The sequence below is a fragment of the Planktothrix prolifica NIVA-CYA 540 genome (genome assembly GCF_963864145.1).
GTDB lineage: Bacteria > Cyanobacteriota > Cyanobacteriia > Cyanobacteriales > Microcoleaceae > Planktothrix > Planktothrix agardhii.
This window is the reverse complement of the sequence record NZ_CAWLTW010000001.1, coordinates 2,067,624-2,080,618: the sequence shown is the minus strand read 5'-3', so window position 1 is coordinate 2,080,618 and position 12,995 is coordinate 2,067,624. Positions and strand designations below refer to the sequence as shown.

Sequence of the window (12,995 nt, the reverse complement as noted above, 5' to 3'; positions counted from 1 at the left end):
CATTTAATCCTGTTTATTATTATAGTATAGTCAGGAGGCGATCGCTATGTCTATCGCATTGCTAATAATCAACATACTAATGTTAACATAACTGCCTTGAGTTGGTTTTTGAATTGAAGCGATCGCACCCTTAACCCCACCCATTTATAAGAGAAAAAGTACAATTTCCAGTTAACCTTAATCAATATCAACCTAAAAATATGCTATAATTGTGCTGAATTAAACTACCAATAAAATCGACTACTCAACAGATCTCAAAAATGAAACTCAAACAACATTTACAGAAAAACCGAGAGGCAATCGTAGAAATTGCGGCCAAACATGGAGCCTTTAACGTGCGGATTTTTGGCTCAGTCGCTAGAGGAGAAGAAACCGAAAATAGTGATATCGACTTTTTAATCGATTATGATTTATCTAAAATTTCTCCTTGGTTTCCCGGAGGATTATTGATGGATTTACAAGATTTACTCAAATGTAAAATTGATATTGTCACAGACAAAGGTTTGAGTCCTTTAATTAGAGAAAAAGTTTTAAAAGAGGCAAAAATATTATGAATCGAGAACGAGATATCGTCTATATCAAGCATATTTTGGAATGTATTGATCGCATCAAAGACTATACAGAAAATGGCAAAGATAGTTTTATGAATGAATCTTTACAGAAACCGGGTTTCTCTGAAAGATTGTCGGTGGGAAACAATAAATTTATGCAGAAACCCTGTTTCTATATCGCTTGTGGGTTGTCGAGAATTATCGAGTCGAGTTAATTTAATTAATTGCTAGATTTCAATCGTTTAATCGTTGCTTTTCATGCCTTAAGTGATAGAATCAAGGAAACGGGGAAGGGTAAAAGTGAAGGAAGTTTGACCAAATTGAGGCGGATCTAAGGTCAGATCTCCTTGATGGGCGTGGGCGATTTCCCGTGCTAAACTTAATCCTAATCCGATTCCTTCTATTTGGCGAGTTCGAGCCGGATCACCCCGATAAAAGCGATCAAAGAGGCGATCTCGATCTTTAAGCGGAATATCTTTAGAGGCGTTACTAATATTAATTATAACTTTTTTTCCTCGTTGATAACTTTGAATTTTGATCCAACCTTCCGGGAGATTATATTTAATGGCATTACTAATTAAATTTTGGACAACCTGGGTTAATAAATCCTGATCTCCTAAGACAATTAATTCGGGATCAATTTCAGTTTTAATGATTAAATCGGGAGCTAATAATTCTATATCTTCCATCATGTCTAATAACACAGGATATAAATTCACCTGGGTTTGATATATCCGCATTTGTCCAGCATCTGCTAGGGATAATAATAATAGCTTGCGGGTGGTTCCTCCTAGGCGTCTAACTTCATCTAGTAGATGACTTAATGCTTGTTGTGCAGATGATTCTGTTTCAGCTTTTTGTAACATTTGTTCTAATTCTCCTTGAAGAATTGCTAGGGGAGTTTTAAGTTCATGGGCGGCATCTCCACTGAAGCGAGACGCTTGTTTGAAACTACGTTCTAAGCGTTCTAACATTTGATTAAAGACTTGAATTAACTCTACAAATTCAATATCTGTTGTATTAAGAGGAATCCGTTGATCTAGTCCTCTAGCGGTGACTTGTTGAATAATATTTGTTAATTTTTGAATCGAATGTAATGCACTACCGGATAATGCCCAGGAACCTCCAGCAATCAGTAATAATAAAATAGGAATCGAGACTAAAAAACCATTGCGAACCGATGCCATTTCCTGATCAATAATACTCAAATTAACAGCGATCGCCACTTTTTGATCGGGAAAGCTGACTAAACCAACACGCCACAACCCCGTAGGAGAGCGTCGGGTGATGATTTTGAGTTGAGGAGGAATGGGAGGTAAAGGGTTGCGGGGGGGACGAGGAGGATGGGGAAAACCCAAATCATCGGGAAAACCAAAATCATTGGGAAAATCGGGAGGATGGGGAGGACGAGGGGGATGGGGAAAATCGGGAAAATTAGAAACCTGAAGGTTGAGGTCTGACCCATTAATTGACTGATATCGGGTATAACCGTCTCTATCAAGTACCCAAATTTTGATTGCGGTATCCTTAAAATCACGGGTTAATTGAGTTTCATAAACTTCTAATGAGGGTTGCTCTTGGAGATGGTTGGTTTGTAATAATTTATTTTTTAGTTCTGCGTCTAAACGGCCTGAATAAGCATTATAAATCAACCACCAAAATACAAAACTAAAAGCGATTAAAGAAGCTCCGGTAATGGTTGCTGATAATAGGGCAATACGAACTCGAAAAGATGGTTTTTTCATGATTCTGACTCTGGTTTACGAAAGCGATAACCGACACCGCGTACACTTTCAATACAATCATTTCCACCAATACCATCAATCTTTTTTCTAATCCGTTGAATACAGACATCTACAACATTTGTATTTGGGTTAAAATCATAACCCCAAATGTGTTCTAATATTTGGGTGCGGGTTAATACTCGTCCGGGCGATCGCATTAAATATTCTAACAAGTTAAATTCCCGGGTTGTGAGTTCAATAATTTGTTGATTACAGGTAACTTCTCTGGTAATTCTATCTAATTTGAGCGACCCATAAGCAATAATATTTTGACGTTCACCGATATTCCGACGGACGACAGCATGGATACGAGCGATTAATTCTTCGACAAAAAAAGGTTTAGAAATATAGTCATCTGCACCTAAATTAAGTCCTTCGAGTCGGTCTTCTAATTCATTGCGGGCGGTGAGTAAAATCACAGGAATATTGCGTCCGGCTTTGCGGAGACTTTTGAGAATAGATAATCCATCTTTTCCGGGGATCATAATATCGAGAACAATGACATCATATTCGTTGTTCATCGCTTGTAAATACCCGTCATCGCCGTTGTCGTAATAGTTGACGACAAATCCTTGTTCTTTTAGACCCATTTGTACAAAGTTGGCGATTTTGGGTTGATCTTCAATCAATAGAACATTCATAATTTTAATGAGAATTTGATGAGAGCTTCCTTAATAATAGTTTGATTAATGGTTTTATAATATTACAAATTTGTAATCTAAGGGAGTGAAAAGCGGTAATCATAGTTTGGCTTAATAAAAACATCAAGGATTAGGGAATTAAGCCATGCAACTGTTTCAACTTGAATTTAATCCGGTTTCCTTTGCGGCTTTATTAGGATTTTTAGCCGTTGGAGCTTATATTTTAACGTTACTTCCGACAACTTTAAGAATTGTTTTTCCAGCCACAACAAAAAGCGGGATTCCTAAATGGTTGTTGAAATATCGGCGTTGGATTGGTCTTTTATCCTTTTGTTTGGCTGTCGGTCATGCTTATATTTATTTTAAACAAAGAAATTTTGATTTGTGGGATATTAAAACCTATTGGTTCTATTTTCAAGGTGTTTCAACGTTGACTATTTTTACTTTATTGGCGATTACTTCTAATAATTGGAGTATGAAAAAACTCAAGAAGAATTGGAAGAAATTACAACAGTTAACCTATTTAGCGATGTTTTTATTAACTTGGCATATTTGGGCAATTATGGCTCACCATTGGACATATTTAACTCCGATTGGAATGATGGCAATGTTGATGATTATTGTTTTATTTCTCTATCGTAAATGGATTGTTCAGCAAACCTCAAAAACCGGGTTTCTACAAAAGTCTTGATTTCTATTCCAGAGAAAACGATTAGAAACCCGGTTTTTTTATTTATTATTAATGGAGTCAGATCAAATGTTTGTTAAACAAATTAATTGGAAAATTCCCACAATTTTATTGGTGACAACTGTAATGGTTACAGGGGTTGCTTTGACCAAAAAAATATCAGGATTAAACGCCACATTACCGCGTCTTAAATCTAGTTTATCTTTGCCATCTATGCAAACCTTAAAAGATGATTCAGGATGGATTTATGCGATCGCAATGACTCCCGATGGGAAAACATTAGTGAGTGGAGATTATGGCGGTTTAATAAAAATTTGGGATACGGAAACAGGTAAATTACAAAAAACCTTAAATGCTCACGTTGATGCGATTGAATCTTTGGCTATTAGTCCTGATGGTAATTTAGTTATTAGTGCGAGTTGGGATAATGAAATTAAACTCTGGAATCTGAAAACAGGTCAACTAATTAATACCCTTAAAGGTCATACCGATGATATTAAAAAAATTGCTATTAGTCCCGACGGAAAATTGTTGGCTTCTGGGAGTACAGATAAAACAATTTGTCTGTGGAATTTGTCTAATGGTAAACTGATTAAAACCCTGGAAAATCACGATTGGGTGAAATCTCTTGCTTTTAGTCCCGATAGTCATACCTTAGCAGCCGGAAGCGAAAATGGCAATATCACAATTTTGTCTTTAATTGACGAGGGAAACTATATTTTAATGCAGCATTCTGGGGCGGTTCAATCCCTAGCATTTAGTCCCAATGGTAAGACCTTAGCCAGTGGAAGTGCTGACCATACGGTGAAATTATGGCAGTTTAAAACCGGGAAGGTTTTAAGAACATTAAATCATCATTCCGCCGCCGTTTTGTCTGTTGTTTTTAATCCCAAAGGGGATATCTTAGCGAGTGGAAGTTATGATAAAACAATTAATTTATGGAATCCCAATACTGGGGAATTGTTAAACAATTTATCGGAACATAAAAATCCAGTCTGGTCATTGGTATTTAATTCTGAAGGTACAATTTTAGTTAGTGGAAGTGGAGATGAAACTATTAAGTTTTGGTCAATGAAGACCCCTAAAAACCCGATTTATGCTGCTGCTAAAACTCGAATTAAAAAAGCACCTGTAATGATCACAAAACCAGAATTAATTCAACGCTTAAATCAACAACTATATGCTATAATTGATCAACGTTGGCAAACAAATTTGATGATTAAGGATTCATTAATTTATCAAGTTACTTTAAACGAACAAGGAAAAATTATCGAGTATCAACCATTTAACTCAGCAGCAGTTCGGGAGATGCAAAAAACCGCCCCTATTTTTCAACCTGATACTAAATCTCAATCTCAATATGATGCTCAATTTCGAGTGGTGTTATCTCCCTCTGGAACCCTGGAAGTTAGTCCTTGGGAGGGGTGGAAATAGTGTGTAAATCTATAATTTTTCGGTTTCCTTTTGTTTGATGTTCCCTAAATGCAGTAAACTATAAAGATGAACCAATAATCAAAAATCGAGCAATATTAAAGGAAATGCCGTGTTAGATATCAAATTAATTCGGGAAAATTCAGCCACAGTGCAAGCACGCCTAAATTTGCGGGGCGAGTATGATTTGCAACCTATTTTAACCTTAGATGAACAACGTCGCCAACTGGAACAAGAACGAGTTGTATTACAAACCCGGAGTAATGATATTGGTAAATTAGTTGGGGAGAAAATTAAATCAGGATGTGACCCCAAAGGCGAAGAAGTTAAAGCGTTAAGAGAGGAAGGTCAACAACTTAAAATTAAGTTAAGTGAATTGGAGCCAAAAGAGAAAGAAATTGATGCTCAAATCACTCAATTATTATTACCAATTCCCAATTTACCCAGTGAATCAACTCCTGTGGGAAAAGATGAACGGGAAAATGTAGAAATTAGACGTTGGGGAGATGAATATATTCCTACAAATCCTAATATTTTACATCATGCGGATATTGGGGAAAAACTGAATATATTGGAATTTAAACGGGCGGTTAAAGTTGCTCAAGCGCGATTTGTAGCGTTAAAAGGGGCGGGTGCAGCTTTAGAAAGGGCGTTAATTCAGTTTATGTTAGACCGCCATACAAATAACGGTTATATTGAGGTAATACCGCCCTTATTAGTTAATAGTACCTCCTTAACAGCAACGGGACAATTGCCTAAATTTGCGGAAGAAAGTTTCAAATGTGATGCTGATGATTTATGGTTAATTCCGACATCGGAAGTATCAGTGATGAATTTGTATCGAGATGAGATTTTAGAAGCGGAACAATTACCGATTTATCACTGTTCTTATACCCCTTGTTTTCGTCGAGAAGCGGGAAGTTATGGTCGGGATACTAGGGGGTTAATTCGGTTACATCAATTTAATAAAGTGGAAATGGTAAAACTGGTTCATCCTGATAGTTCAGAAGCAGAACATGAGAAATTAGTTCAAGATGCAGAAGGGGTTTTACAGGCGTTAAAATTACCTTATCGGGTGATAGAATTATGTACAGGAGATTTAGGATTTTCGGCGGCAAAATGTTATGATATTGAGGTATGGTTGCCTTCGGCCGGAACCTATCGAGAGATTTCTAGCTGTTCCAATGTTAGGGATTTTCAAGCTAGACGGGCTAATATTCGGTTTAAAGAAGCGGGCAAGAAAGGTACACAATATATTCATGCTTTAAATGGTTCCGGGTTAGCCGTTGGTCGAACTATGGCCGCGATTTTAGAAAATTATCAACAACCCGATGAAACCATCCGTATTCCTGATGTTTTACAACCCTATTTAAGACGGGAAATTCTCTAATTCGTAGTGAGCCCTTCAGGGCTCTCTATCTTTAATCCCTCTAACCCCTGAAGGGGTTACTACGAGTTTACTACGAGTTTGGTAAATAGGGTTGTAAGGCATCTTTGGTAACAGCAATATTACAAGCTAAAGCAATTTGTTCTTTTTCAATAATGCCAACCAGTTGACGCGGATGTTCACGGGTAACAACGGGTAATTGGGGTAAATCTCTTGCGGCCATCCGTTCTAAGGCGACCTGAACTGGTTCATCTTCATAGGCGCAGAGGATTTCTGTTGTGCAAATTTCCTTTAATATTTGCTGTCCCAAAGCTAAAGAAGAATCGGGGTTTGTAGCCTGAAAAATGGAACGACGGATATCTGTAACCGTTACTAATCCGGCTAATTGAGAGGTTTCATCTAAGATTAAAGCTGTATGACAATTCAGTTGTACCATCACCGCACCTGCCTCTAAAATAGGCATGGAACAGGGAAGGGTTAAATAGGATTGACCCATCACTTCAGAAATTCTAATAGTTTGTAAGATTTCTAATTCATTGGGTCGTTCTAAATAAACCCCCATTTGTTGTAAATTTAATCCAGAAGTCGATTGATTAGATTGCACCACATCCACAATTAAAACACTTACCCCCACCGCCGCCATTAACGGTAAAATAATTAGATAATTTTGAGTCATTTCAAATAATAATAAAATCGCCGTTAATGGTGCTCGCACACTCGACGCTAATACCGCCGCCATTCCCACCATGGCATAGGCGGCCGGGGGTGCAATATCCGGTAAAAAAGGGTGTACTAATCCCCCTACGGCTTGCCCATAGGTTGCTCCTAATGTCGCCCCAATAAACATCGCCGGAGCAAAAATTCCCCCCACTAATCCACTGCCCAAACTAACAGAAGTGGCAAGAATTTTCAGCACTAATAAAATCATTAATAAAGCCAAGGAAAACTGCCCCTCTTGTAATAGGGCTTGAATTGTGCCATAACCCGGGCCGAGAATATGGGGAAATTGAATGGCTACAATTCCGACAAATAATCCACCCAACATCGGGTGTAAGGTGCGAGGAATTTTGGTTAAACAGAAGAAAGCCGGAACTTCTCCTCGAAAACAACGTTGGGAAAATTTAATCGCTTGGGTATAGGCTAAGGAAACAAAACTAGCTAAACAGCCTAATCCTAAATAAAGTAATAATTCCCAATTGCTACGAACCTCATAAACGGGCGGAGAAAATGCCGGATGGTCACCAAAAACAATTCGGGCAACTACAGAAGAGACCACCGATGATAAGAGGACTAAACCCACACCTGAAGCCGCAAAACTTGAACCTAAAATTACTTCTAAAGCAAAGAAAACCCCAGCAATAGGAGCATTAAATCCAGCAGCTAATCCGGCGGCGGCTCCGGCTCCTAATAATAGACGATAGCGCTCTTTAGAAACTTGAAAATTTTGACCTAAAATTGCTCCTAAATTCGCCCCAATTTCTACACTCGGCCCTTCGGGGCCCAAAGAAGCACCCGTACCTAAAGAAATGGCGGCGGCCAAAAGTTTAATAAATGGTCTAAAAGGAGAAATAATTTGGATTCTTTGAGTATTAATTAAAGAAGAAATTCCCTCACCAAAAAACTCTTGATAACGATAGCGAATTAACCCCACAATTAGACCCCCAATCGGTGGAATTAATGCCAATGTCCATAGACCAAATGGCATCATTAATCCCATGAAATCTTCCAGGGTTAACCGTTGTAATAGTTCCACTAATCCGTGAAACATTACCATTACTAATCCCGTCCCCCCGCCAATTACAAGGGCAAAGATTAAAATTAATATTTGTGGGGGCGGTTGTAAACGGTTTAATAAACTGGTTAGGCGGTCAGAAACTGAGGGGAGTTCAGGTTGCTGCGGCAGAATGCCCTGATTGTTGGGCAGAGTGGTTGTCATTAGGATTAATTCACGAATAATCTTTATAAAATTTAAAACAAGTTCTAACCTTGGGAAGCATTAAAACTTCAATAACGTACTCATTGATAAAGAACAGATACTTGAGGTTTATAGATTAAATTCCCAAGACTATACACAGAAAAAAATACACCACTGTATCCCGCCTGCTACTGATTACCCATCCTGGGTTTCTAATCTTTCTCTTAAGTACGGCTATTTCCCGTTTTTATTCGTTAAAACCGAATTGATTCCGGCGGCCGATTTACTATCCTTAGAATCATCAAGGCTGTGGTCAAGCCTATATAAATATTGTATCAAATAATTTGTCAATCGAGGTAACGATTATGCAGTTAGTAAGTTGGCAACCTTTCCAAGAAATTGATTCTCTACAACGAGAAATGAATCGTCTGTTTGATAGTTTGGCCTTTCCTTCGGAAAAACTGGCGATGTCCCTCTTTCCTCCGGCTGAACTCGAAGAAACCCCGGAAGCGATTATCCTGAAACTAGAAGTTCCTGGGATGAATCCAGAGGATTTGGATGTCCAAGTCAGTCTTGATGGTGTTGCGATTACTGGAGAACGTAAATCAACCAACCATACGGAAGAAAAAGGCGTCAGTCGCAGTGAATTCCGTTATGGAAAATTCCGCCGAGTGATTCCGCTTCCTAATCGGATTCAAAACACTCAAGTTCAGGCTGAATATAAAAACGGGATTTTCAGCTTAACCTTGCCCAAAGCGGAAGCAGAAAAAAATAAAGTCGTTAAAATAACCGTTGGTTAGGGATTAGCAATTGTATCAACCTTTGCTCAAGGTAGGCTAAACAAAAATAGTATTGATTATAGTCAAATTTTTAGGAAATTTCGACTATAATTAAAAAAGAGGAAGGCGGATTTATGACAATATTTCCGCTTTTCTTCTTATTGATTTTTATGTTAAAATTGAGGATAGTTGCTTTGAGTATTAACGAATCAGAATCTCAGCCTAATGATGAAAATGAGATAATTGAGGATGAATCTATGGAGAAAATACAGCCAAAAACCGTTGCTATTAATTCCATTATTAGTTATCTTTTAGTTGCAGTTTTGAGTGTAGTTTTAACCTTAATCAGTCTCCAGATTTTTCCGCATTTTTTGATAACTTCTGCCCAAGCTGAACCTATCCTAACCCAAACTCAACCTCCAACAGTTACCGCCATTTCTAACCCAAATTCCTTCGGAAATTTTGTTTCGGTTGCGGTGAATAAAGTCGGGCCAGCCGTAGTTAGAATTGACACAGAACGCACGGTTTCTGCTAATATTTCCGATCCTTTTTTTGATGACCCCTTTTTCCGCCGTTTCTTTGGGGAAGGAATGCCCCAAACTCCCCAAGAATATCAACAACGGGGACAAGGTTCGGGATTTATTGTTGATAGTAGTGGGATTATTTTAACTAATTCCCACGTTATTAAAGGAGTCGATAAAGTTACCGTTACCCTCAAAGATGGTCGTCAATTTCAAGGAGAAGTTAGAGGCAGTGATGACCCCTCAGATTTAGCCGTGATTAAAATTAATGGTAATAATTTACCCGTTGCTCCTTTAGGAAATTCTAGTGAAGTTCAAGTCGGAGATTGGGCGATTGCTGTAGGAAATCCTTTAGGATTAGATAATACCGTTACCCTGGGAATTGTTAGTACCTTAAATCGTCCCAGTTCTCAAGTTGGAATTCCTGATAAACGATTAGATTTTATTCAAACCGATGCCGCAATTAATCCAGGTAATTCTGGGGGGCCGTTATTAAATGCTCAGGGGGAAGTAATTGGAATTAATACCGCAATTCGGGCCGATGGTCAAGGGATTGGTTTTGCTATTCCTATTGATGCGGCTAAAACCGTTGAAGCCGCTTTAGTTAGAGGAGAAAAAATTGCCCATCCCTATATTGGCATTCGCATGGCAACCTTAACGGCGGATATGGCAAAACAACTGAATAATGATCCTAATTCCTTAATGTTAATTCCTGAATTTAATGGGGTATTAGTGGTACAAATTATTCCCAATAGTCCCTCTGCAAATGCGGGTTTACGCAGGGGTGATGTGATTACGGAAATTGATGGACAAGCAATTATTAGTGCTGACCAATTGCAGCGTTTAGTGGAAAAAAGCAAAATTGGTCAACCTCTAAAAATTACTGTCCATCGTGGACAAAAAACCGAACAAATTTCAGTGCGTCCGAGTCAACTGGATGAAGCCGCTTTGCGTTAAGCGTTGTGGTTTTTCTCTAACAAAAAAAATGCACTCTTTCTGAATGAAGTTGAAGGAAGGGTGCATTTATCAGGAGAAAACTTTAAAATATTTTTTAATCAGAAAATCCAGTGTCCCTATTATAATCAATTTAGGGAATATTTGGCAACAAAGATATCTCATCGGATAGATGTAAAAGCAAATATTGAGGTTATTAACAGAGACAAATCAAAAAATGTCTAATAATCATGTAAAATTAGCATAAGATAATTTGATATTAATTAGATTTAGCGCTACTCTTAAAAATAGTAGTGAAATCGTTCATCTCTTGGTAGTCTTTGATTCTCGCATACCAAAATGACTGCTAAAAGACGGAAGTAGGGACTTCTCCCGAAGGAACGCGCCTGTCTTCACTGCGAGTTGAAACAGGAGGCGAACAACCATGACTTTAAGTAAAGAAAGTGTCCGCGAAACTTCTTCTTCGGATATTCCGACTAGCGAAGCTTTCGATTTCGATTTGTGGGCGACAAAAGTGAAACGTCAGCTTGTGGCGGCATTAAATCACCAAGTAGCTCCCGAACTTTCTCAGAACGACGCTCAAACAACCCCCTCCGAATTATAAGGAAATTGGGTTTGAGGAAAACGGTTAATCTCAATTTATTGAGTTTTATACTATTTTCTATTCGATAATATTATTTGTGGGGGTGGCTAATTGGTCGCCCTTACCTGTTTTTATTCAGAAATTTGTTAGAAACCGGGTTTCTCAACACTACTGATTTTAGGCAAAAGATAACTGTTAGAAACCCGGTTTCTGAGATTCTAAAGTTAAAAATTGTTGTACTGTTTTCCAATATTCTTCGCCTCCAACCTGTCTAACATTATTATGACCTGCACCCGCAACAATTAAAAGCTGTTTCGGTTCTGTGGCGGCGTTAAATAGGTCTTCGCTCATGGTTTTAGGAATTAACTCATCTTCGGTTCCATGAGTCAATAATATTGGCATTTTCAAAGCAGGAATCTTAGCTATAGAATCGAATTTTTGAGTTAAAATTAAATTAATTGGAAACATCCAATATCTCTTTTTATAATCAATCATTTCTCGAATATTAGTAAAAGAACTTTCAATGATTAATCCAGCAATTTCAGGATGTTTGCAGGCTAAATCAATGGCGATCGCTCCTCCTAATGAATGTCCAAATATATAAATATTATTAGGATTAATTTGGCGTTCATTAACTAAATAATTCCAGGCATTTTCCACATCTTCATAGACTATTTTTTCCGAGGGAAAGCGATTTGTACTGCGTCCATAGCCCCGATATTCCACTAATAAAACCGATAAACCTATTTGATGAAATTGTTCAGCATAACCCACATTTGCTCCGATAGTATTGCGGTTTCCATGTAAATCAATAATCACTTTTTGATTAGGATGAGTTTCTGAAGGAATCCACCAACAATGTATCATTTCTATTTTTCCCGAAAGAGTAGGAATTTTCAACTCAATATCTTGATAGGATAAACCCACATCATCCGGGGTCATAGAAATTAAACGAGAGGGGAAAAAAATAAATCGAGTTTGTCTTAAAAACAGGAATAGACAAACACAGAAATAAGCGATCGCACCCACCACTAAAAGAGTTAGTCCCCCTTGAAACAGAATTATTAAAATTGAATGTAACATCATTTTAACCCCTCCCATTCTGAATAGAATCACCTTTTTTAATCTTTTTTTATCTCTTAAATAAGTTAAGTTAAAAAGAGAAAAAAGGGTCTTTGCACACAACCCTATTCTTTTCGGTGGAGATCAACCCATTTCCGCTTAATTTCGCAAGAATTTTGAACAACCCATTTCAACCTCGTCCGATGAAATTAGAGTGAGTCAATTATTAATAATCTAACGGTAAAATAGTTCCATAATAAAAAGTTAAGTGCGATCGCACTGATTACTACAATTAATCGCCGTAATGGGTCTTTGTTCTAATTATAATGTGAAAACTTTCCCCTGATGATATTCTTGACGAGAGGCTTCAATATCAGCAATTAAGGTTTTATCTTGAAGGAGTTCGGCGGTTTCTATCCAGCTTTCTAATTCTTCTTGACTGATGAGAATGAAACTTTTATTTTCCTGTACAATAACAACTCCTCCCGGTTCGGTACTGGCTTTTTCTAAAACTTCACTGAAGTTGTTTTTAGCATATTCTCCTGTAACATGATACATGGTTTAACCTCTTTGTTAAGTTCATAAATAACGGAAACCGATATTTAACAATATTATGACATACTTCAATTCTGTTGCATAAAACCCGCTTCTTCCAAAACAATGCTTAATGTTCCCATTATTTCGCATTCTTCAAAATTA

The 12,995-nt window shown here is 37.7% G+C and carries 13 protein-coding genes and 1 riboswitch; of the genes, 8 read left to right on the top strand and 5 right to left on the bottom strand.

Annotated elements, in window-relative coordinates:
• The first annotated feature begins 260 nt into the window (after nt 1-260).
• Nucleotides 261-554 (top strand): nucleotidyltransferase family protein, encoded by a 294-nt coding sequence (locus AC559H_RS09625; protein WP_026789007.1) that lies wholly within the window; start codon nt 261-263, stop codon nt 552-554.
• Entirely contained in the window at nt 551-766 is a 216-nt protein-coding gene (locus AC559H_RS09620; RefSeq protein WP_036831817.1) for a hypothetical protein, read from the top strand. The genes AC559H_RS09625 and AC559H_RS09620 overlap by 4 nt, the downstream gene beginning before the upstream one ends.
• A gap of 48 nt (nt 767-814) precedes the next feature.
• Here AC559H_RS09620 and AC559H_RS09615 read toward each other — a convergent pair whose 3' ends face one another.
• Together AC559H_RS09615 and AC559H_RS09610 are read right to left on the bottom strand one after the other, a co-directional pair.
• Complete coding sequence (locus AC559H_RS09615; RefSeq protein WP_027250246.1) at nt 815-2,296, bottom strand: ATP-binding protein; 1,482 nt, start codon at nt 2,294-2,296, stop codon at nt 815-817.
• Entirely contained in the window at nt 2,293-2,976 is a 684-nt protein-coding gene (locus tag AC559H_RS09610; protein WP_026794423.1) for a response regulator transcription factor, read from the bottom strand. Before AC559H_RS09610 ends, AC559H_RS09615 begins: the two co-directional genes overlap by 4 nt.
• 145 nt (nt 2,977-3,121) lie before the next feature.
• On the opposite strand from AC559H_RS09610, the gene AC559H_RS09605 reads away from it, so the two are divergent.
• From AC559H_RS09605 to serS, 3 genes are all read left to right on the top strand, one after another.
• On the top strand, nt 3,122-3,667 hold the full coding sequence (locus AC559H_RS09605; protein WP_043937987.1) for a ferric reductase-like transmembrane domain-containing protein: 546 nt from the start codon (nt 3,122-3,124) through the stop codon (nt 3,665-3,667).
• A 51-nt stretch (nt 3,668-3,718) separates the two neighbouring features.
• The gene (locus tag AC559H_RS09600) at nt 3,719-5,098 is read left to right on the top strand and encodes a WD40 repeat domain-containing protein (RefSeq protein ID WP_051340001.1); all 1,380 of its coding nucleotides are present in this window, start codon (nt 3,719-3,721) and stop codon (nt 5,096-5,098) included.
• A gap of 109 nt (nt 5,099-5,207) precedes the next feature.
• Entirely contained in the window at nt 5,208-6,485 is a 1,278-nt protein-coding gene (gene serS, locus AC559H_RS09595; RefSeq protein WP_026789012.1) for a serine--tRNA ligase, read from the top strand.
• A gap of 70 nt (nt 6,486-6,555) precedes the next feature.
• Here the strand turns inward: serS and AC559H_RS09590 are convergent, their stop codons facing one another.
• Nucleotides 6,556-8,418 carry a chloride channel protein gene (locus AC559H_RS09590; protein ID WP_026789013.1) on the bottom strand — a complete coding sequence of 621 codons (1,863 nt, stop codon included), beginning with the start codon at nt 8,416-8,418 and terminating at the stop codon, nt 6,556-6,558.
• Between the two features lie 344 nt (nt 8,419-8,762).
• Between AC559H_RS09590 and AC559H_RS09585 the strand changes: the two genes are divergently transcribed.
• From AC559H_RS09585 to AC559H_RS09575, 3 genes are all read left to right on the top strand, one after another.
• Nucleotides 8,763-9,197 (top strand): Hsp20/alpha crystallin family protein, encoded by a 435-nt coding sequence (locus tag AC559H_RS09585; RefSeq protein WP_026789014.1) that lies wholly within the window; start codon nt 8,763-8,765, stop codon nt 9,195-9,197.
• Between the two features lie 236 nt (nt 9,198-9,433).
• Complete coding sequence (locus tag AC559H_RS09580) at nt 9,434-10,654, top strand: HhoA/HhoB/HtrA family serine endopeptidase (RefSeq protein WP_051319531.1); 1,221 nt, start codon at nt 9,434-9,436, stop codon at nt 10,652-10,654.
• Between the two features lie 295 nt (nt 10,655-10,949).
• Nucleotides 10,950-11,038: riboswitch (Glutamine riboswitch) on the top strand.
• Between the two features lie 37 nt (nt 11,039-11,075).
• Complete coding sequence (locus AC559H_RS09575; RefSeq protein ID WP_026794419.1) at nt 11,076-11,255, top strand: hypothetical protein; 180 nt, start codon at nt 11,076-11,078, stop codon at nt 11,253-11,255.
• Nucleotides 11,256-11,429: 174 nt separating this feature from the next.
• Here the strand turns inward: AC559H_RS09575 and AC559H_RS09570 are convergent, their stop codons facing one another.
• Together AC559H_RS09570 and AC559H_RS09565 are read right to left on the bottom strand one after the other, a co-directional pair.
• The gene (locus AC559H_RS09570; protein WP_330949268.1) at nt 11,430-12,320 is read right to left on the bottom strand and encodes an alpha/beta hydrolase; all 891 of its coding nucleotides are present in this window, start codon (nt 12,318-12,320) and stop codon (nt 11,430-11,432) included.
• A gap of 297 nt (nt 12,321-12,617) precedes the next feature.
• The gene (locus AC559H_RS09565) at nt 12,618-12,854 is read right to left on the bottom strand and encodes a type II toxin-antitoxin system Phd/YefM family antitoxin (protein ID WP_026794417.1); all 237 of its coding nucleotides are present in this window, start codon (nt 12,852-12,854) and stop codon (nt 12,618-12,620) included.
• Nucleotides 12,855-12,995 lie beyond the last annotated feature (141 nt).

Coding starts and splice junctions, on each gene's coding strand:
- AC559H_RS09625 (WP_026789007.1), top strand. CDS start 261: ATGAAACTCAAACAACATTTACAGAAAAACCGAGAGGCAATCGTAGAA.
- AC559H_RS09620 (WP_036831817.1), top strand. CDS start 551: ATGAATCGAGAACGAGATATCGTCTATATCAAGCATATTTTGGAATGT.
- AC559H_RS09615 (WP_027250246.1), bottom strand. CDS start 2,296: ATGAAAAAACCATCTTTTCGAGTTCGTATTGCCCTATTATCAGCAACC.
- AC559H_RS09610 (WP_026794423.1), bottom strand. CDS start 2,976: ATGAATGTTCTATTGATTGAAGATCAACCCAAAATCGCCAACTTTGTA.
- AC559H_RS09605 (WP_043937987.1), top strand. CDS start 3,122: ATGCAACTGTTTCAACTTGAATTTAATCCGGTTTCCTTTGCGGCTTTA.
- AC559H_RS09600 (WP_051340001.1), top strand. CDS start 3,719: ATGGAGTCAGATCAAATGTTTGTTAAACAAATTAATTGGAAAATTCCC.
- AC559H_RS09590 (WP_026789013.1), bottom strand. CDS start 8,418: ATGACAACCACTCTGCCCAACAATCAGGGCATTCTGCCGCAGCAACCT.
- AC559H_RS09585 (WP_026789014.1), top strand. CDS start 8,763: ATGCAGTTAGTAAGTTGGCAACCTTTCCAAGAAATTGATTCTCTACAA.
- AC559H_RS09580 (WP_051319531.1), top strand. CDS start 9,434: ATGGAGAAAATACAGCCAAAAACCGTTGCTATTAATTCCATTATTAGT.
- AC559H_RS09575 (WP_026794419.1), top strand. CDS start 11,076: ATGACTTTAAGTAAAGAAAGTGTCCGCGAAACTTCTTCTTCGGATATT.
- AC559H_RS09570 (WP_330949268.1), bottom strand. CDS start 12,320: ATGATGTTACATTCAATTTTAATAATTCTGTTTCAAGGGGGACTAACT.
- AC559H_RS09565 (WP_026794417.1), bottom strand. CDS start 12,854: ATGTATCATGTTACAGGAGAATATGCTAAAAACAACTTCAGTGAAGTT.